Source organism: Paenibacillus sp. FSL W8-0186 (genome assembly GCF_037969765.1).
In the GTDB taxonomy this organism is placed as follows: Bacteria; Bacillota; Bacilli; order Paenibacillales; family Paenibacillaceae; genus Fontibacillus; species Fontibacillus woosongensis.
Map to the genome: position 1 here is coordinate 4,967,501 of NZ_CP150207.1, position 19,419 is coordinate 4,986,919.

At 49.8% G+C, this 19,419-nt stretch carries 14 protein-coding genes (1 of these 14 running past the window's edge); all 14 read right to left on the minus strand.

The genetic code is table 11. From position 1 onward, the window contains the following. Nucleotides 1-872 carry the 5' portion of a hypothetical protein gene (locus MKX50_RS22370; RefSeq protein WP_339157795.1) on the minus strand. 43 nt of this gene lie to the left of the window's left edge, so only the first 872 of its 915 coding nucleotides appear in the window; the start codon lies at nt 870-872; the stop codon falls past the left edge of the window. A gap of 7 nt (nt 873-879) precedes the next feature. After that, the gene (locus MKX50_RS22375) at nt 880-1,380 is read right to left on the minus strand and encodes a hypothetical protein (protein ID WP_339157796.1); all 501 of its coding nucleotides are present in this window, start codon (nt 1,378-1,380) and stop codon (nt 880-882) included. A gap of 98 nt (nt 1,381-1,478) precedes the next feature. Continuing rightward, nucleotides 1,479-2,663: an MFS transporter gene (locus MKX50_RS22380; RefSeq protein ID WP_339157797.1), complete on the minus strand. Its 1,185-nt coding sequence runs from the start codon at nt 2,661-2,663 to the stop codon at nt 1,479-1,481. Between the two features lie 212 nt (nt 2,664-2,875). Further along, a complete protein-coding gene (locus MKX50_RS22385; RefSeq protein ID WP_339157798.1) occupies nt 2,876-4,372 on the minus strand; it encodes an extracellular solute-binding protein in 1,497 nt (498 codons plus the stop codon). Nucleotides 4,373-4,582: 210 nt separating this feature from the next. Beyond that, nucleotides 4,583-6,592, minus strand: a complete 2,010-nt coding sequence (gene ligA / locus MKX50_RS22390) for an NAD-dependent DNA ligase LigA (RefSeq protein WP_213593755.1) — start codon at nt 6,590-6,592, stop codon at nt 4,583-4,585. Nucleotides 6,593-6,617: 25 nt separating this feature from the next. Next, nucleotides 6,618-8,936, minus strand: coding sequence for a DNA helicase PcrA (gene pcrA / locus MKX50_RS22395; RefSeq protein WP_339157799.1), 2,319 nt, complete (start codon nt 8,934-8,936; stop codon nt 6,618-6,620). Nucleotides 8,937-8,988: 52 nt separating this feature from the next. After that, entirely contained in the window at nt 8,989-9,687 is a 699-nt protein-coding gene (locus MKX50_RS22400; protein ID WP_339157800.1) for a heptaprenylglyceryl phosphate synthase, read from the minus strand. Between the two features lie 163 nt (nt 9,688-9,850). Then, entirely contained in the window at nt 9,851-10,708 is an 858-nt protein-coding gene (locus MKX50_RS22405) for a phosphatidylinositol-specific phospholipase C/glycerophosphodiester phosphodiesterase family protein (protein WP_155612586.1), read from the minus strand. Between the two features lie 35 nt (nt 10,709-10,743). Beyond that, entirely contained in the window at nt 10,744-12,150 is a 1,407-nt protein-coding gene (locus tag MKX50_RS22410) for an undecaprenyl-phosphate glucose phosphotransferase (protein ID WP_339157801.1), read from the minus strand. Then, nucleotides 12,147-13,091, minus strand: coding sequence for a glycosyltransferase family 2 protein (locus MKX50_RS22415; RefSeq protein WP_213593749.1), 945 nt, complete (start codon nt 13,089-13,091; stop codon nt 12,147-12,149). Before MKX50_RS22415 ends, MKX50_RS22410 begins: the two co-directional genes overlap by 4 nt. Before the next feature lie 167 nt (nt 13,092-13,258). Then, on the minus strand, nt 13,259-16,186 hold the full coding sequence (locus MKX50_RS22420) for an S-layer homology domain-containing protein (protein WP_213593747.1): 2,928 nt from the start codon (nt 16,184-16,186) through the stop codon (nt 13,259-13,261). Nucleotides 16,187-16,395: 209 nt separating this feature from the next. After that, the gene (locus tag MKX50_RS22425) at nt 16,396-17,373 is read right to left on the minus strand and encodes a glycosyltransferase family 2 protein (protein ID WP_213593745.1); all 978 of its coding nucleotides are present in this window, start codon (nt 17,371-17,373) and stop codon (nt 16,396-16,398) included. Nucleotides 17,374-17,498: 125 nt separating this feature from the next. After that, nucleotides 17,499-18,392, minus strand: coding sequence for a dTDP-4-dehydrorhamnose reductase (gene rfbD, locus MKX50_RS22430; protein WP_213593743.1), 894 nt, complete (start codon nt 18,390-18,392; stop codon nt 17,499-17,501). Then, nucleotides 18,389-19,411, minus strand: coding sequence for a dTDP-glucose 4,6-dehydratase (rfbB, locus tag MKX50_RS22435; RefSeq protein ID WP_339157802.1), 1,023 nt, complete (start codon nt 19,409-19,411; stop codon nt 18,389-18,391). Before rfbB ends, rfbD begins: the two co-directional genes overlap by 4 nt. Between the last annotated feature and the right edge of the window lie 8 nt (nt 19,412-19,419).

Consider the following 19,419-nt stretch of genomic DNA (forward strand, 5'->3'; position numbering starts at 1 on the left):
TGTTCACTCTTCGCCTGTTCCAGCGCCGCCTGCCCTTCCGACTCAATCGTCTGCAGCGCCTCGTCGAGTGTTTTTTTCTTATCCAGCACCAACATCATTTCCCGCTCAGAAAGCTTGAACAATTCATTCGCTACTCCCGGAGGCGCATCATCCATAATAATGCCATCGCCAAGCTTAGGCTTAAGCATATAAAACTTCTCCAGGCTATGTCCATGAAACTCCTTAGAATAATCCATTCTCGACAATAGCCCATTATTTATGGTTCTCGATCTTATCCGCGCATAGTCCTCACCGTTAATGAATTTGATCCATTCCCATGCTGCATCCACACGAGGTGAATCAGCTCGAATCGAATAAATGCCTCGTAGCGAAATATCACGGGTATATTCTGGAGCTGCCGGATCAACGGGACCTGCGACCATTCCTACCTCAAACACATCAATATCCCTAACGTTCTGACGGGCTGCATCCAATCTGCTAAGCAGAGATTGGTCGCCTACGACCATCGCGATTCGTCCCATTAAGAAAAGCTGCCTTCTATAATAGTCCTCCATCGACCCATCCCCTAAAGAAAGGGAGTCCCTCTTAGTATAAATGGCCCCCGACTCCCAGCCTTTCAAGGCAAGTTGGTAGATATTCTTCCAAGCGGGCGTGTTGATGCTCAGCTTCCCGGTCTGTTCATTCTGCAGCTTCAAGCCATATGTGGAGTTCATCGTGAGGATCAAGCTTTCCCAAGATAATGGATATTGATCGCCAAAACCATATATCCGGGTATTCTCATCCCCTTCCACAGGAAACCGGCGAGCGGTGTCGATAACCTCTTGCCAGGTCATGCCATCATGCGGAAACTCAACGCCGTACCGGGTGAACAAATCTGCATTATAATAAAGAACACTCCCCTGGAAAACAGGAGTAAGACCATAGAGCCGGCCCCTCGCCTTTTTCCTTTAATAGCTCAACTAGATTCGGGAAAATGGAATCTACATCATATTGATCCCGCTGAATAAGCGGCTCAAGTTCTAGGAGCTTGCCGCTGGGAGACAGCTGTTCGAATTGCCTTGAATCTAACATAAGAACGTCTGGCTGCTCTCTCTCGATAAATTTCTCTAGCGCTTGCTTCGAATCCCCACCTTTTTGAAGCTCCCAGGTGCTCACAACCTCAACCTCAATATGGGGATACTTCATCGCAAACAAATCGCCGAAACTGTTAAAATACGAAGTCTCATCCCAATACATGACCTTTATCGCTGTCTTCTGGTTAGTATCCGGGTTTCCTTGCTCTTTTCCACAAGCGGAGACTAGCAGCAGCGAGAGTAAGAATATAGGGATAAACCATTTGCTAACAATCTGTATGCTATTCCGATGGATTTTTCTATACATGACAACCTCTCAGTACTACGATTAGATTAGTTTAATATGACAAATAAAAAAGGCTAATCCTAACTTCAAGAGGATTAACCAGATGTGGTTTATGAAATTCAAATATCCATTGATTTAAGCAGTTTTTCTCTCTTTTCCCTTGACTCCGCATATTTCAACAGCGCAACCACACTACCTGCCAACAATATAAATCCTGACGCAATACGCAGAGCAATATCATAATCCGCTGTCAGAGCCCCTATTCCCGAGGAACCTGCTACGACGCCAAGCGAGAAGAACGCGTAAAACAAGCCGAATGCTCTTCCCTTGAATTCCTCGCTAACATTCTTAACTAGTAAAGAATTCAAAGACGGAAATAGCAAGGAAAATCCAAGCCCATAGAAAGCCATGACAGCAAACATGGCTGCCTGCTGATGAAAAAATGATAGCAGCAGCAGCGCCAGCATGATGACTGTCCCGCCAGAAAACATCAGCAGGAGCGAAGACAGTCGATCAAACCAGCGATTACTTGGCATAACGAATACAACGATCGCAACTATGCCAAACGTGCTTAGCATCAGCCCTGAGGCTTGTGCCGGGAAGCCAAGCTCATCCGCTTTCAGAGGCAAGGCATAGGTTAAAGCCCCCATCGCAAACATAAGCGAAAATGCTCCAATATAAGATTGCAGCACCGGCCCCTTGCGAAGCATAGCCCCGAGCCCTTCCACCGAACGAGAGAGCTGAAGCCTCCGGGTAATCCGTTTCGCTTGTGACGCCGGGATCGTCACCCCCACCAATAAACCACCAAGCATCAGCAGCGTGGCCGTCCCCCAAAATAAAGGAGGAAGGCCCAGCTTAGCCTTCGTGATCCCGGCTACAGCCGGGCCTACAATCGCCGCCGCTCCGACAGCCGCACCGGAGAGAGCCATCGCTCTACCCGGCTGCTGAGTCGAAGCAAAATGCGAGATTAAAGTAAAGGCGCTGGGCACTAAGAGTCCACCAGTCAAACCATGAACAAAACGTACGATGACCAAATGCCAGGGCTGACTAACTAGAGGATATAGCATCATAACGACAGCCGTCAGAACAAATCCCAGCAGTAAAATATTTCGTGCTCCGTAGCGGTCAATCCAGTAGCCTGCCGCAATATTTCCGAACATATTGGTCAGCGAATACAATCCAACGGCAAGACCAATAATGAATGACCCGGCGCCAAGGCTCTTGGCGAACGGTCCCATGACAGGCAGCTGTATAAACAAGTCCATAAAGCAAAGCATAACGATGCCGTACAATAGTCGTTTCATATACACCCATCCGTTCTTCCATAGCGGCCCGGTTCACCAGATCATTCCGTCAGCATTCATTGTGACAGCCTCATTCTCTCCCAATCTGCGGGAGCTCTAGGATAGTTCGCCTTACATCGAATCCTGCTCGCTCTTCTCGATTGTGTTAATTATAGAGCACTCGAAGAGTTTAAAAAATAAGGGAGTTCCCTATTCGAGTCAGAGTCTTCGGGTTAGCCTTCGTTCGCGCTGTTTTCCGCTGAGCCTTCCGCTCCGTCAGAGCCTTCGCTGGAGTCTGCGGTTCCCGCGGAATCATCAGCAGACCCTTCACTGGAGCCGCCTTGGGCTTCCTCTTCTTTCTTCTTCTCTTCCTGTTCCTTCAGCGCTTGATCCAAAGCGACTTGGCCTTCGGCCTCAATCTTAGCCAAAGCTTCATCCAAGGATTTGGCGTTATCTTCAACGGCCTTCAGCTCCGTATCAAGCAGAGGCTGGAATTTCTCATAAAATCCGTTAGGGATTTTTCTCATTCCCGAGTAATCCGTCGGCAGCGGCTTCAATTTATAATAAGCCTCAAGACTGATGCCGTTATATTCGTCGGTATATCCCATCCGGGACAACAATCCATTGTTCAGGCTTCTCGACTTAATCTTGGCGAACTGGTCACCATTAACGAATTTGATGAATTCCCAAGCAGCATCCGCGTTCGGAGAATTTGCCGAAATGGCGAATACTTCGCTTATGCCGATGTTTCTGGATTTATCCGGGTCAGTAGATGATGCCGGTCCTGCCACGATGCCGATTTCAAAAGGCTTGTAATCCTTCAAGGCATCCGCAGCTTCCTTCAAATTGCGAAGCACATACGTGTCGCCGGTCGTCATTGCGGCTCTTCCCATTAGAAACGGCTGGCTTTGATAATACTCCTCCATCGAACCGCCTCTGAAGCCATCTTCTCCAGGATTATAAAATACATTGGATTTCATGGCATCAAGAGCGGTCTGATAGATTTTTTTCCATGATTCGGTATTCAACGTAAGCTTCATGGAATTCGTATCGATCTGCTCAATTCCTTCAGACGAGGAAATCATCGAGGCAAGCTGCGTCATATTGATTCCCCAGTTATTGTCGAAGCCGTATATTCGAGTCTTCTCATCGCCCTCGGTAGGAAACTGCTTGGCCAACTCAATAATGTCGTACCAGCTCATGCCGTCGCGCGGCAATTCCACACCATGCTTGGCAAACAAATCCGCGTTATACAAAATCGCCGAACCGTAGAAATTCGGAGTCAGACCGTAAATCTTATTATCCCCGCGTTCCTTCAGAAGCTCGATCAATGCGGGGTAAATCGTATCGATACTGTATTTGTCCCGCTCAATCAGAGTATCTAGCTCACGGATTTTGCCTTCGGAAATATAAGTCTCCATCTGATCAATGCTTACCATGAGCACGTCCGGTTGTTCCTTATCGATAAAATCCTTAAAAGCCTTATCATAATCCCCATCCGGACCCATATCTCTATAGATATTATTAGTGCTTACAACTTCGATCTCAATATTAGGGTGCTGCATAGTAAATAAATCGCCGTATTGTTGGAAAAAGTAGTTTTCATCCCAGAACATTACTCTCAAGCTTTGCTGCTCGGGCTCTTTGGAACCGGGATTGCTAGTACATCCCGCCACAAGCACGAGGCACATGATCAAGAACAGCGCCTTCTTCATTCCTTTAATAGACATTTTTACCTCCAAAATTTGTATTTTCTCTAGTTCACCATTATAAACGTATTTGATGGCAACATGGTTACATTTTGGAAGCTTTTTATATGAGAAAAATTTATAAAGCCTGCTAGAGCCTATATTTAAATATAAAAAATACCCCCAGCAAGTGGCTGCTTGCTGAGGGATATTCCCACTTTCTTAATTCAATCCAGCATGATGTCCTGCGTTCTACTCGGTCAATAACCGAACGAACTCATTCTCATCCTCGATAACCGGGATGCCAAGATCCTTAGCCTTGGTCAGCTTGCTGCCCGCTTTCTCGCCAGCGATGACGAGATCGGTCTTCTTCGATACACTTCCCGTTACCTTAGCGCCCAAAGCTTCAAGACGCTCTGTCGCCTCATCGCGGCTGAGCTGGTGCAGCGTCCCAGTCAGCACTACCGTTTTGCCTGTGAAAAAGGAGTCCTTCACAGGGCTTCGCTCCTCCGGCGCTTTAGCCTCCACGCCAAGCTCAAGCATCTTGTGAATGCCCGCCTGCATGAATGGATCGGCAAAGAAGGTAACGATACTCTCGGCGACAATGCCTCCGATATCCGGGAGCTGCATCAGTTCTTCCTCGGTTGCTGACATGATCGCTTTCAGATCGCGGAAATGATCGGCCAGCACCTTTGTGGTCGATTTGCCGGTATTCGGAATGCCAAGCGCATACAGAAAGGAAGCCAAATCCCGCCCCTTGCTCTTGTTGATCGCATCCAGCAAATTATTCGCCTTCTTCTCCCCGAAGCGCTCTAGCTTAACAAGCTGCTCGAAAGTAATCTCATACAGATCCGCCGGCTCGTGAATGTCCAGCTCTTCGAATAGCTGCTCGGCCGTCTTGTCGCTAAGCGTCTCGATATCCATTGCATCCCGGGAAGCAAAGTGAGTGATGCGGGTGACGATTTGCGGCTTGCAATCGAAGCGGTTGTTGCAGAATAGATGCGCTCCCCGCTGCTCCAGCGGGAAGCCGCAGGCCGGACAAGTATCCGGGAACACAATTTCCCCGCCATCCTGCTCATCGGTCACTTTGCCGAGAATTTCCGGGATGACATCATTGGAGCGGCGGATGAACACCCGGGTTCCCAGGGCAAACTTTAGGTTCTTGCGCTCAATGTCCCCGACATTGTTCAGCGTACAGTTCTGTACCGTCACGCCGGCGAGCTCCACAGGCTCGACCCTGGCGAGCGGCGTAATTTTGCCGGTTCGCCCGACGTTCCAGGATACTGACTCCAGAATCGTCGTTGTTTCCTCGGCTTCAAATTTATAAGCAATCGCCCATCTCGGGAATTTATCCGTATAACCGAGCACTTCGCGAGTTCTCATGTCCGTGACTTTAATGACGGCTCCGTCAATCAGATAATCGAGCGAATCCCTTCGCTCTTGAATTTGCCCCAGCGCCTTCATCACCTGGGTGAAATCATCGAAATATTCGATATACGTATTGACTTTGAAACGATTGTCCTTCAGGAAGTCCATCATCTGACGATGGTCCGTAAACTGAATATTGTCGGAATAGCCGACGTTGTAGAAATACGCGTTCAGCTTTCGTTCAGCCGTCGTCCGCGGATTCAAATTCCGCAGCGCTCCAGCAGCGGCATTGCGGGCATTCTTGAGCGGCTCGGCGGCGGTCTCATTGTATTTGGCCAGGACGGATAAATTCATGATGCCCTCGCCCTGAACCTCGATCGTCCCTTCGCGGTAAGGAATCGTCAGCGGCACCGATTTAATCGTCTTCACCTGGGCTAGAATCCCTTCGCCGACGACGCCATTCCCCCGCGTGGAAGCCTGCACGAGCTTTCCGTCCGTATACGTCAGATTCAACGTCAGCCCGTCGAATTTAAGCTCGACGACATAAGTCGGCGACGGAAGCGGATTGTCCGGATTTTTGCTGTTATAATCGTCGATCAGGCGGATTACCCGATTATTCCAGTTAATCAGATGCTCCTCCGTTTGCGCTTTGTCCAAGCTCCACAGCGGAGCCAAATGACGATGCGGCTCGAAGCCCTTCAGCAGCTCTCCGCCAACCCGGCCCGTCGGAGAATCGGGCAGAACGATGCCCGTCTCCGCTTCAAGCGCGGTTAACTGATCGTACAGGGCATCATATTCCTTATCGCTTACCAGAGGCTGATCCAAGGTATAGTAATGATAGTTGTATTGATTCAATTGCTCGACGAGCCGCTCCATCGTTTGCATCGCATCCATATGCGGACAACCCTCCTAAATATGATTACTCTTCCACTTTCGTGATCGGCGCGAAGCCCGCAAGCAGCCGCTTCACTCCTGTCGGCGCAGGGAAGGCAATTTGCAATTCCATATCGTTCCCCGTGCCCTTAACCGCTACAATCGTCCCGATGCCCCACTTGCCATGGGCCACTTTATCGCCCGCATTGAAGTCGGCAGGATCTGCCTTCTTCGCAGTCTGGGCTCCGGTAACACCGGTGGTCACGGTTACGCCGCTCGAGGCCGGCGCAGACGTTCGTGTCCCTCCCCGGTCGGCAGACCGGTGGCCAAAGTTGCTTCCTGCTCCTGCGCCGAATCCGCGGCCGCTGTATGCCCCGCCAATCCCTGCGCCCCGCCGGTAGCGGTCGCGGGCCATTTCGGTATCCTCCTTCAGCTCCTCTGGAATCTCCTCTAGGAACCGGGACGGAGCATTGGCCGTTGTCCGGCCAAAGAGCGTGCGCATCTGCGCGCAGGTGAGAAACAAACGCTCCTCCGCTCTCGTTATGCCAACATAAGCAAGACGGCGTTCCTCTTCCAGCTCTTCATTATCTTGAAACGCACGGCTGTGCGGGAAGACCCCTTCCTCCATGCCGATAATGAAGACGACAGGGAACTCCAGTCCCTTAGCGCTATGCATAGTCATCAAGATAACCGCGTCTCCAGGCTGATCCTCCTCCTCATCGTTCATCGTATCGATATCGGAAATCAGCGCCAAATCGGTCAGGAAGGCAACAAGCGTCTTGTCTTCGTTATTCTTCTCAAACTCCATCGTCACGGAGAGGAACTCATCGATATTCTCCAACCGGGAGCGAGATTCGATCGTATTCTCATTTTGCAGCTCCAGCCGGTACTGCGTCATTTCCAGCAGCTTCTCCGTCAGCTCGGTCACGGATAAATATTCGACCATTTGATGCAGCGCAGCAAGCATGTCATAGAACTCGACGAGCGCATTCCGCGTCCGTCCGGAAAATCCGAGGTCGTCCACTGTATAGAGCAGGCGGAAAATCGATACTCCCCGCTCCGCAGCCGCAGCCGCCAGCTTGCCAACGGTTGTATCGCCGATGCCCCTTTTGGGCACATTGATAATTCGCGTCAGGCTGATATCGTCATCTGGATTGGACAGCAGCCGCAAATAAGCGAGTAAGTCCTTGATCTCTTTGCGGTCGTAGAACTTGATCCCGCCGACAATTTGATAAGGAATATCCGATTTGATCAGCGTTTCCTCGATCACCCGGGACTGCGCGTTTGTCCGGTACAAAATAGCATGGTCCCGATAGCTTCTGCCTCTTTTGATGCTATTATGAATTTCCGAGGTGACGAAGTAGCCTTCGTCGTGCTCGGAGCTTGCGCGATATACTTTAATTTTGTCGCCGTCGCCTTTGTCGGTCCACAGGTTCTTGGGCTTGCGGCCCGTATTCAAGGCAATGACAGCATTGGCCGCATTGAGGATATTCGAGGTAGAGCGATAGTTCTGCTCCAGGAAAATGGTTGTTGCCTCAGGATAATCCTCTTCGAAGTTGAGAATGTTAGTAATGTCTGCTCCACGCCAGCGGTAGATGGACTGGTCGCTGTCACCCACGACGCAGATGCGGTGATGCTTGTTGGCCAGCAGCTTGCAGAGCATATATTGGGCCCGGTTCGTATCCTGATATTCATCGACATGAATATAGGAAAATTTCTTCTGATAGAAGTCGAGCACATCGGGTACTTCCTTGAACAGTTCGATCGTCTTCATGATCAGGTCGTCGAAATCCAGGGAATTGTTCTGGCGCAGCCGTTTCTGATACATGGTATACACTTTGGCCACGATGCCCTCGAAGTAGTCCCCTATCTTCTGCTCATACTGCTGAGGGGTGATCAGTTCGTTCTTGGCGGTGCTAATCATCGCTTGGACAGCCTTTGGCTCAAACTTCTTCGTATCGATATTCAGATCCTTCATGCAATTGCGAATGACGGACAGCTGGTCGGTCGAATCGAGAATAGAGAAGCTCGAAGAAAAGCCAATCCGCTCAATATCCCGACGCAAAATCCGAACGCACATCGAGTGGAAGGTCGAAACCCAAATGTCCTTGCCTTCTTGTCCTACCAGCTGAGAAACGCGCTCCTGCATTTCCCGGGCCGCCTTGTTGGTAAACGTAATCGCCAGAATGGCCCACGGCGGAGCTTTGCGCGTAGCTATAAGATAAGCGATCCGATGCGTAAGCACCCGCGTCTTACCGCTGCCTGCCCCCGCCATAATGAGCAGCGGTCCCTCGGTCGTTACCACGGCTTTGCGCTGCTCGGGATTTAGTTTTGTTATCGCATCTTGTATGTTCACAGGTTGCATAGAGATACTCCTTTCCTTCAGTTCAGAACGCCGGGCAGATATAGACAGCTGCCTACACTCGTCTTGGCTTAACCGCAGCCACCGTTGACAGCGCCTGCTCCAGATCGCTGTACAGCGCATTGCCAACCACGATCGTATCGCAGGCCCCAGCGGCCAGCCGCGCCGTGCCGGCATCCTTGATCCCACCGCCATAGAACAGCTGCGAACCGCTCAATGAGCGATGGACGGCGGAGACCAGATCCAGATTGCCGAACATGCCGCTATATTCCACATAAACAATCGGCAGATGCAGCAGTTTGTCGGCGATTTCCGCATATGCCGCCGCCTCGGATTCCGTCAGGGCTGCATTCGCCTCGGAGACGGCTGCCGCGGTGCAATCCGGGTTCAAAATGACATAGCCCTCAGGAATCAACTGCTCCCAAGGGATCAAATAGCTATATTTATGGGCGGCTCGCGCATGATGACCGATCAGCCAATCGGGGTGCTTCGTATTCAGCACCATCGGAATCATGTATAAATCAAAGCCGGGAACGACCGCTTCCAGGCTGGATACCTCCAGCACGCAAGGAACCTCGAACTGTCGGACACGCGATAGAAGCTCTACCGTATTATCATAGGTAACGCCGCTTGAGCCTCCGATCATGACGGCGTCGGTACCGGACAGGCAGATCGCCTCCAGGGCCGCATCATCCAAATTGCGGTCGGGGTCTATTTTGAACACATGTCGCCAGGTCGATATCGTTTGCTTCAATCCCATTCCTCCCACATCGGCACGAAAAACGGGGCCTGCCACACGCCCCGCCACCTTAAATTCCCATTATTCATGATGTCTATTCAATCGCGATATAACCGCTTCATTCCTAGTCTAAGTGACGAAGGATACCGTGTCAATGTTCGCATGAAAGGGGAACAGATCATGAGGCAGAATCCGCTTGGTCCCCAGCCAGAAAATCGCTGTAGAAGCCATAGACGCCCATTTTTTTATAGTCGGACACCAGCTTCATATCATTGATTGTATGGACATAAGTCGGTATTCCAGCCCGCTTCAAGGATTTAACCAGCTGCTCGTTAACACGCCCCTCGGAGACGGTCACTGCTGCGATTCCGTTGCTCCTAGCAAAATTGACCACTTGCCGGTCACTGTCCTGCGATTGATAGAGCGTATAGATCACAGAATCAAAAGGATAATATTGCTTGATTTGCCCAAGCATCGGCTGGTTGTAGATTTGCGGCACGATGCGCTCCAACAGGTTCGGATCCTTGCGCTTCGTACTGTCAACGATTTTGGCAAAAATACTGTCGATTTCCTCAGGCTTAATCTGCTTCGTATCTGTCACAATATAGATATCCGGATATTCGGCCAGCAGTTCTACGATATCGTCCCAAAATAACGGCTCGTATCTTCCGTCGACTTTGGCCTGTTTGAATTCCTCTGCCGACCAAACAGCCCCGGACCGCTCCTCGCTGATCCCGTCCTGCTGACGGAGCATGTTCGTGAAAAATTGTCCCCATTCATGACGAGCAATCAACTGATCATCCTTGCTCAGCAGCAGGTCCACTTCAAACACCCGGGTACCCTTCTCGTAGTTGGCTATAAAAGCGTCTCGTGTATTCGTGTAGGTCATGTCTTCAATGCCGCCCATGGCATGGGCGATGATGCGGTGAGCTTTGAAGCCGGTGAATGATGGCTCTGCCGGCCGCTGCCATATCGCAAGCAGCACGATTCCTAGCGCACAGACGACCAGCAGACTATATAACAGCTTGTTTCTCATCGTCTAACAACATCCTTTGGTTCACGAAGTTTGGTCTAGTAAGCATTTTTGTTCACGAAGCCGTGAATGATCGTCCGCAGAATGATTTTGATATCCAGCAGCATCGACCAATTCTCGATATAGAAAATATCATGCTGAATCCGCTCTTCTATCGATGTGTCCCCGCGCAGCCCATGCGTTTGCGCCCAACCGGTAATGCCCGGGCGGACATGGTGCTTCACCATGTATTTCGGCACTTCCTCCCGGAACTGCTCCACAAAGTAAGGCCGCTCCGGACGGGGTCCTACGACGCTCATATGCCCCGCAAGCACGTTGAAGAACTGCGGCAGCTCGTCGATACTCGTCTTGCGGATAAATGCCCCGAACTTCGTCCGCCGCGGATCGTTCTCCGTCGTCCAGCCCGTGTCAACGGCCCCTTCGGGCAGCACATTCATCGAACGGAACTTATACATTTGGAAGGTCCGGCGATTCAACCCAACTCGTTCTTGTTTGAAAATAACCGGGCCCGGCGAAGTTAGCTTGATTCCGATCACGACGAAGAGCATCACGGGCAAGGTTATAATAATAGCCGCTATGGAAAATACGATGTCAAAGGCCCGCTTCACTAGACGGTTCCCCGCCATATCAAGCGGGATGTCGCGCACGTTGATCATCGGCATGCCCGCGAAATTGTCGAAATACGGCCTTGCCGGCAAATAGTCAAAAAAGTCGGGGATAATCAGCGCCCGTACGCCGGCCTTCTCGCAAGCGGCGATGATTCTCGCGTATTTGGAATGCGCGTCCAGCGGCAGAGCCAGCACCACTTCATCAACGAGCTTGCTTTCCAGAATTTCTACGAGTTGATCGACTGTTCCGAGAATTGGGCTGTATTTGCCCTTTTCATTGGGATGCCACTGCTGATAGTCGTCAAGAAATCCGATGATTTCGTAACCGAGCTCCGGATACAACTTCAAGTTGTCATGGAATTTGCGGCCGAGCGATCCCGCTCCGATAATGAGCACGAACTGCTTGTTATAGCCCTTGCGGCGGAGCTGTTTTAGCGATCTTTTTAGAAAATAACGGTATAGCATAATAAACAGCAGATTAAAGCCCATATAAATCGCCAGATAGTACCTTGAAATGTCGACCTGCTTCACGAAGAACATCAAGCTGAGCAGGATAACGAGGCTTGTGAAATGCACTTGAATGATCTTCAGCACTTCATCGGCGAACCGTTTCTTGCGTTTGGGCGAATAAAAGGAAATTAGGATGCCCACGAGGATGGTTACAGCGCCGTAAACCAGGCTCCAGAATGCATAAATCTCCATAGGCAGCGGCTGCTCGTAAGGAATAATGCCGCTCTCGAACTTCACCCACCAAGCCAATAGAAAAGCGAGCTGGACGAACATGAAATCAGCCAAAATATACAGTTGGGTCAGAAAATGCTGATTTTTCCGGATCATCGTCTCACCTCCATGTTACTGTCGGTTTCTTGGGTCATCTGAGTTGAGGCTGACGCAGGCAGCGGCCGAGTTGCCGGCTTGCCCGGCTTCAATTTGTTGCTGGCTAAGGACAGCATGAATTTTACTGCGATCCCCAAGTAAATGATGGCATTGGTCAGCCACGAATAATGGCGCTTATAATGCTTGCGGTGGAATACCCACATCGCCCGGTGGAATTCATAGATGATTTTAAAAGGCTTGCGGCGGCTGCTCGCTCCTTTATAGTGAACAATGTATGTAGCTGGCTCATACTGAATACCCCAGCCCGCTTCCTTGATCCGGTAGCACCAGTCGACATCCTCGCCATACATAAAAAAGGTCTCGTCCAGGCCGCCGATTTGCTGAATGACCTCTCGCCGCACGAGCATGAAGGCCCCCATCAGGCAGTCGACCGGATAAGCCTCGTCCGGATCGAGATAACCTAACTGGTATTGATTGAAGCGCGGCGTATTGGGAAACAGTCTGGAGAAGCCAAACGCATAATAGAACGAGGCCGATGGCGTAGGGAACCCCCGGCGGCAGGCTTTGTCCAGCGAGCCGTCGGGAAGAATGATTTTGCAGCCTGCTGCGCCAAGATCAGACCGCTCATCCATGAGGGATATCATCGTTTGCAGCGTCTCCGGCTGAATGATCGTGTCCGAATTAAGCAGCAGCACATAGCGGCCATTAGCGATCTCCATCGCCTGATTGTTCGCTTTGGCGAAGCCGGTATTCTCCTCATTGGCGATAAGAATCACCTGCGGGAACTCGCGTGAAATCGCCTCTACGGAATCGTCCGAAGAAGCGTTATCGACTACAAAAACTTCATATTGATAAGCCGTCCTGGAGTCGAACACCGATTGCAGGCAATCGAGCGTTAGGCGGCAGGTATTGTAACTAACGATGATGATGCTTAAGTCCATTATAAAACGCGCCCCTGACAAAAATAGTAATCTATCGACATTATAACATATAGATAGAGTTACTTTATATTAAACGAAAAAAGAAGCGGCCTTTCATAGGTTTGCACCGATGAAAGCCGCTTCTTCTAAAAACTAACTTGACTGAAGCTATGAATTTTTATTGCTTATTATAGATTTGCAAGAGCGGCCAGCAGAGACTGCAGGGCGGCAATTTTGGCCGTTAAGTCAGCGCCGTTCCCAAGTGCATCTTCAACAGCTTGAATTTCACCCGCAAGCTCTGGTCTGCCCAATGCTGCAGCGTTGGCTTTTGCCTCAATGAGCAAAACATCCAACGTCGGCAGTTCAATATCAATCCAGCTGGTAACTGTGAAGCCGCCTCTGCTCAGCTCAACCTCCGCATTGTAGAATACCGGTCCTCCAGTGTTGTTATACTGGCTGAGTATAACCTTGCTTAGATCCGGACTCTTCGTCAAATAGACATCATCAGTTACAGAGCTAGGGAACAGACTCCGTATTTTAACCTCTGTGTCATCCAGCAAGGATTCGCCTGGATACGTTAAGGATAACGCCTCACCAGGTTGCGTATTGTACGTTACGGTCGTAACAGAAGCCAGCTTATTCTTTTCCTGCTGCAGAAGCGCGTATTCTGCGCTTGGCTCGGATACAGAACCGCTAGGGGCGGTATCTACAAGCAGGTTTTTGTCGATGAACTCAATGTTGGCGCCTTCGATTTTCATATCGAAAACATGCCAGTAGAGTTCAGTACCTTCTCCCGTAGGGATATGGTAAGTTGCCAGCGGATTGCCGGTTGCATCGTAAACTTCTACCTTCGCGGTAGATTTGCGCAAAGTTTCCTTGCCATCAAAGCCGTTCCGGGAATAGTTATGCACGTAGAATGTATAAATCCCGTCGACTCTTTTACGAATGGTTGTCGTCTCCGGACCATAGGAATCGACATCATCATGATCCAAATCAGCGTACACTTCGCCGTTAAAGCGATGTACTTTATCTGCATACCAGGTGTGGAAATTGTCCCCAGCCGGTGTAGGGCCAATAAGGTGGGAATCCTCATCCCGAGGCTTCTCGCCCCATGTCAGTACAATGCGAAGCTCCCCAGATTCCGGCACTTTAATTGCCGTAGCATCCTCATTCTGGTTGAACGTATCGGTAACCGATACTCCAACAACATATCCTTTAATAAACCCAGCTTTGTTCAACTCACCTGTATAAACGCCGGCAGGCAGGTTGACCAAATACCGTCCGTTCTGATCGGTTACTACTGTAGCAGCTACAGCGCCGTTTGTATTGGCAAGACCTCTGCGGAATTTAATCGTCATGTCTGCCACCGGTTGATCGTCTACATCAACAATTGTACCGGCGAAGCCTTCAAGACGCACGCTTCCGCTTAATGTCCCGCTAAATTTAGTTACTCCTTCTTCAGGAGTTACCTCTACAACCAATTGCTTGCCATAATGCTCTGCCAACGATAGAGGATCAAAGGAGAGCTCGTTAGCCAAGCCATCAAAAGCAACATTCTCCAAGCTGACAGCATCTCCCGCAACCGTCGCAGCGACATTCAAATCCGCAAGCTCCAGGCCAGAGACTGTACTAATGAACTTCAAGCTTACTTTACCGTTCGTTACGATGAGATGATTGCGCTCAGGCTGAGTCGAACCGCCGCCGTTATTGCCGCTGTTACCTGAACCGGATCCACTTGAATTCCCTGTGCTGCCTGAGGATAACTGTCCGCCAATGTTAGCGGAGCTATTGTTATTGTAGCTTATGATTCCCGGACGCTGTGCCAGGGTTGAACCGGGAGCATTAATTGTAGCATGCCCGATCGAGCCTTGTCCGCCCACATTCGTCGCTGCGTTCAGGATCAGCGAGGAAATGAGCGCCGAAGCACCGATTTGGATGTTGTTGCCCGCCGCTTGATCGCCGATGGCCAGCTCACCGATGGAGCCCGAGGTCAAGTTGATGTGCAGTGAAGTCGCCACCACGTCAACTGTCTCGAATTGACCTGCGAGAGATACTTCTGCTCCCGCCGGAATTTGCTCCGAGAGGATCAGATCCCGGAATCCCGAGCCGCTCAATCCCGCTTCTTCGAGTATTGCGCCCGACTGCAGAGTAACCTGAGACACTACGCTGTTGCCTTCAGCCACAATACGAACGCTTCCGTCTTTTTTATTGACAATGACCGTAATTAGCACGGAATCTACGACATGAATACTATTCTTGCCGCCGCCCTCGACGATTGTGGATCCTTTTACGGTAACATTGTCCAGGGTAACATCCCCTTCTCCGATACCCTCTCCAAGCAGCAGATCGCCTTCAATGATCAAATTATTCAGAGTTACATCTGCTGTCGTAATATGTACTGAGCCCTTGATGGTCTCGGATCCAGTGCTTGGTCCATAGCTTCCCGCCTTATTGTAGGTTACGATAGCTTGACTGGACGATTGCTTCAGTGCACGATCCAGCACACTTACAACTTCTGCACGGGTTGCCGATGCGAGGGGGGTGAAATTCCCGTCATTCCCCTTCATAAGTCCGCTGTTCGCTACAGCACCGATCGCCCCTTTGCTCCAAGCCGGACTGTTCGCCGTATCCTTGAAGGAATTGGAAGCGTCGGAAGGCTTAAGCCCCAGCAATGACGTTAAAATAACCGCCAGCTCTTGACGGCTAACGTTGGCATTTGGCTTAAAGGTTCCGTCCTCATAACCTTTCATGTAACCTTTGGCCGCTGCCTTGGCTACATCCTTGTAGTACCAAGCCTCTGCCTTAACATCGCTGTAAGAGACCGTCTTGGACTCTTCCAGCTGAAATGAACGGTTGATCAATGCCGCCAGTTGAGCCCGGGTTACTTTCCCATCCGGCTGCAGATTGCCCTGCTCATCTCCCTTTATGTATCCTTTGTCCTGCCATTCTTTCAGGACTGTTCCTGCCCAATGCTGCTGAAGGCTGTTCGCCTTGGCTGCTGACTCGGCGCTTGCCTGTGCTGGTGCAGCAAACGATCCCACTGCGGATGAAACCAGCAATGAAAGTCCGAGAACCAGGCTCAGGAATTTGTTGCTTTTTCTTCTAAGCTGTTTCAAATCTTCCTTCCTCCCCTGTGATTGATAAACAAAACTACGCCTAACCTTATAGGCGTTTATCTTATTATACATACTAAAGACTTAGTTGAATATAAAATTTTAATATTCTCATAGGACTAACAGACCACAAAAGTAATCATTTTTCATCTTAACCAATATATTTCAAAAGTTGAAAAAAGAACTCATCCTAAGATGAGTTCGCAGGTGGTTTAGAGCCTGTCTTTATTTTGAATTATATTGCGAATCGCCTGCCGTTTCTGCCTGAGTACGGGCAACTGCTCCCAAAAACTCTTCCATGCGCTTAACACCCTCGGTTCCCTTAGTAAAATATACCCGTGAGTCAGCAGCTCATAGGCTAGCAGTTTAGGGAGCTGACGCAGCCAACTGCTCCCGCGCAGATTCTTGTAAAGCATTTTATAGCGGTTTATATAGGACATTCTGCGAATGAAAATAGACTGCTGCCTGCGGCTGCCTTTTTTCCAGCCCCGTTCATGCAACCCGACCGCCTCAGCGCAATAATAGGCCTTCCAGCCAAGCTGCCTAGCCCGCCAAGCGACGTCCACGTCCTCTTTATAAGCAAAAAAGTCCGCATCAAAAAATTCATCCTGAATCGAAATGTCCTTGATCATCGTTCGAGCATATAAGGCAGCCGCTCCCGATACACCAAACACTTCACCTGACTCACGCCACTTTAAAGCGGGTTCTCCAGCCCCCCGGTCGAAGGCACGCCATATCCCGTTCATCACGATGCCGGAACTGTCGACAGTATCAGGAGCGGACTTCAGAAGAAGCAGCCCTGTAGCACTGCCAACATCGGGATGCTGCTCCATGTATTCAACTAGTCGTTCGACATAATTCGGCCGAAGCTGCACATCCGGATTCAACACCAACACGTAGTCGGTATCCGTAAGCTGGATCGCCTGATTATGAGCCGGGGCAAATCCGGTATTCTCGGGATTCGGAACTAGCAGAATTTCAGTGTTTGTCTTGCCGGCGATAATATAGCCAGCATTTTGGACACGTTTTATAAATGATCTGACGCAATCCACCGTGCCATCTGAAGAAGCATTGTCGATAATAACCACCTGATGGATTCCATAGGTTTGCTGCATGACAGCTTCAAGGCATTCCTTAATATCATCTGCACTGTTATAAGTTACGATATGTACGCTAACGGTAGGTGACATAGGCTAGATCCTTTTCTATGATAATCATAAGATAAGAAAAGAGCACCGCTAGACTCTCAGTGCTCTGTACGATTGATCCCGGAGGGATTAGAGTTGTGCTTGTGATTTAATTATAACAAACCGGACTAACGGGTGCTATATGATTTGGCCTCGTCGCTCTCGCCAAGCTCTCGCAAAAAAGCCTGCAGTCCTTCCCGCCAAGGGCGAAGATCCTTAAGTCCATTTGTTCGAATGGCCAAATGTTCCATCACCGAGTTGCTGGGCCGCGGAGCCGGGCGAGGAAATTCCTCTGTAGTACAAGGCTCTACCCGTACAGGGTAGTCTTCTCTAAAAATACGCTCCGCCTCATCAAAAATCGCCTTGGCAAATTCAAACCAAGTGCATTCCCCTGTGTTAGAAGCATGATAAATTCCGTACTTCTCCGTCTGGGTAAGCTCGAGCAAAAACTGCGCCAAATCAACGGTATAGGTCGGGGATCCCTTCTGATCATTAACCACCTTCAACTCAGGTTTCTCCGCACCTAATTTCAGCATGGTTTTCACAAAATTATGTCCATGCAGCCCGTATACCCAAGAGGTTCGCACGATAAAAAAAGCGGACGATAAGCTCTGTACCAATACCTCACCAGCCCGCTTCGATTTGCCGTAAATACTCTGCGGGTTCGTGTTGTCATATTCGTGGTAAGGAGCCTTCGCGGTCCCGTCAAACACATAATCCGTGCTGATATAGCAGAATTTCGCGCCTACGCTTTGAGCTGCCAGCACCATATTTCTAGTGCCGGAGGCATTAACAGCATACGCTGTATCCACATCGCTCTCGGCTTGATCTACCGCTGTATACGCTGCACAATGTATGACAACGTCCGGCTTGAATGCTTCTGTACGCTCCAAGCAATTCTCGTAGTCAGTTATATCCAATGTCTCTCGGCCACAAGGCAGCACGATATGGCCAGCATTTTGAAATACACGAAGAACGTCCTGCCCTAGCTGTCCGCCAGCCCCGGTTACAAGAACTCTCATGCACGCTCACCGAGGCGCTCGCCATACTGCTTGGCATAATACTCCTGGTATGCCCCGGATTGGATGCGAGTCCACCACTCTTTATTCTGTAAGTACCACGCAATCGTCTCTTTAATTCCTGTCTCAAAGTTATGTTTCGGCTTCCAACCAAGCTCACTCATAATCTTAGTTGGATCAATGCCATAACGGCGGTCATGGCCTGGGCGATCTTTTACGAAAGTCATTAGTGACTCCGGCTTGCCCAATTGTTCTAAAATAGTTTTAACAATTTGTATATTGGTTCGCTCATTATGACCACCAACGTTATATACTTCGCCATTTTTCCCTTTATGAATCACAAGATCAATTGCGCTGCAGTGATCTTCAACGTATAACCAATCCCGAACATTCAAGCCATCACCATAGATTGGAAGCGACTCATCGGCCAAAGCTTTAGAGATCATAAGGGGGATCAGCTTCTCCGGGAATTGATATGGGCCGTAGTTGTTGGAGCAGCGCGTAATATTTACAGGAAGACCAAAAGTCTCGTGATAAGCACGGACTAGTAAATCTCCTCCTGCTTTACTTGAGGAGTACGGACTATTAGGTTCAAGCGGCGTCTTCTCCGTGAAAAACCCCGTATCTCCGAGGGTACCGTACACTTCATCTGTAGAGACTTGAACAAACTTTGTAATCTCATACTTACGGGCGGCATCCAACAACACTTGGGTACCCAGCACATTCGTCTTCACGAAAACGTCCGGCTCCAGGATGCTCCGGTCCACGTGGGATTCAGCTGCAAAATTCACGATGACATCAACACCTTGACTTACGAGCTCATCCATGGCCTTAGCGTCCGTAATGTCGGCCTTAACAAACGTATGCTTCGGATTATTCTCCACCGATTTTAAATTTTCCAAATTACCTGCGTACGTCAGAGAGTCCACATTTATAATTTCATACTCCGGGTACTGCTGTAGCATATATAGCACAAAATTGCTGCCGATAAATCCGGCACCACCTGTAACCAGCAATTTCATGAATTGAG

Bases quoted from the DNA above. Each gene is read 5' to 3' on its own strand.
- MKX50_RS22375 (WP_339157796.1), bottom strand. From the start codon at position 1,380: ATGTATAGAAAAATCCATCGGAATAGCATACAGATTGTTAGCAAATGG.
- MKX50_RS22380 (WP_339157797.1), bottom strand. From the start codon at position 2,663: ATGAAACGACTATTGTACGGCATCGTTATGCTTTGCTTTATGGACTTG.
- MKX50_RS22385 (WP_339157798.1), bottom strand. From the start codon at position 4,372: ATGTCTATTAAAGGAATGAAGAAGGCGCTGTTCTTGATCATGTGCCTC.
- ligA (WP_213593755.1), bottom strand. From the start codon at position 6,592: ATGGATGCGATGCAAACGATGGAGCGGCTCGTCGAGCAATTGAATCAA.
- pcrA (WP_339157799.1), bottom strand. From the start codon at position 8,936: ATGCAACCTGTGAACATACAAGATGCGATAACAAAACTAAATCCCGAG.
- MKX50_RS22405 (WP_155612586.1), bottom strand. From the start codon at position 10,708: ATGAGAAACAAGCTGTTATATAGTCTGCTGGTCGTCTGTGCGCTAGGA.
- MKX50_RS22410 (WP_339157801.1), bottom strand. From the start codon at position 12,150: ATGATCCGGAAAAATCAGCATTTTCTGACCCAACTGTATATTTTGGCT.
- MKX50_RS22415 (WP_213593749.1), bottom strand. From the start codon at position 13,091: ATGGACTTAAGCATCATCATCGTTAGTTACAATACCTGCCGCCTAACG.
- MKX50_RS22425 (WP_213593745.1), bottom strand. From the start codon at position 17,373: ATGTCACCTACCGTTAGCGTACATATCGTAACTTATAACAGTGCAGAT.
- rfbD (WP_213593743.1), bottom strand. From the start codon at position 18,392: ATGAGAGTTCTTGTAACCGGGGCTGGCGGACAGCTAGGGCAGGACGTT.
- rfbB (WP_339157802.1), bottom strand. From the start codon at position 19,411: ATGAAATTGCTGGTTACAGGTGGTGCCGGATTTATCGGCAGCAATTTT.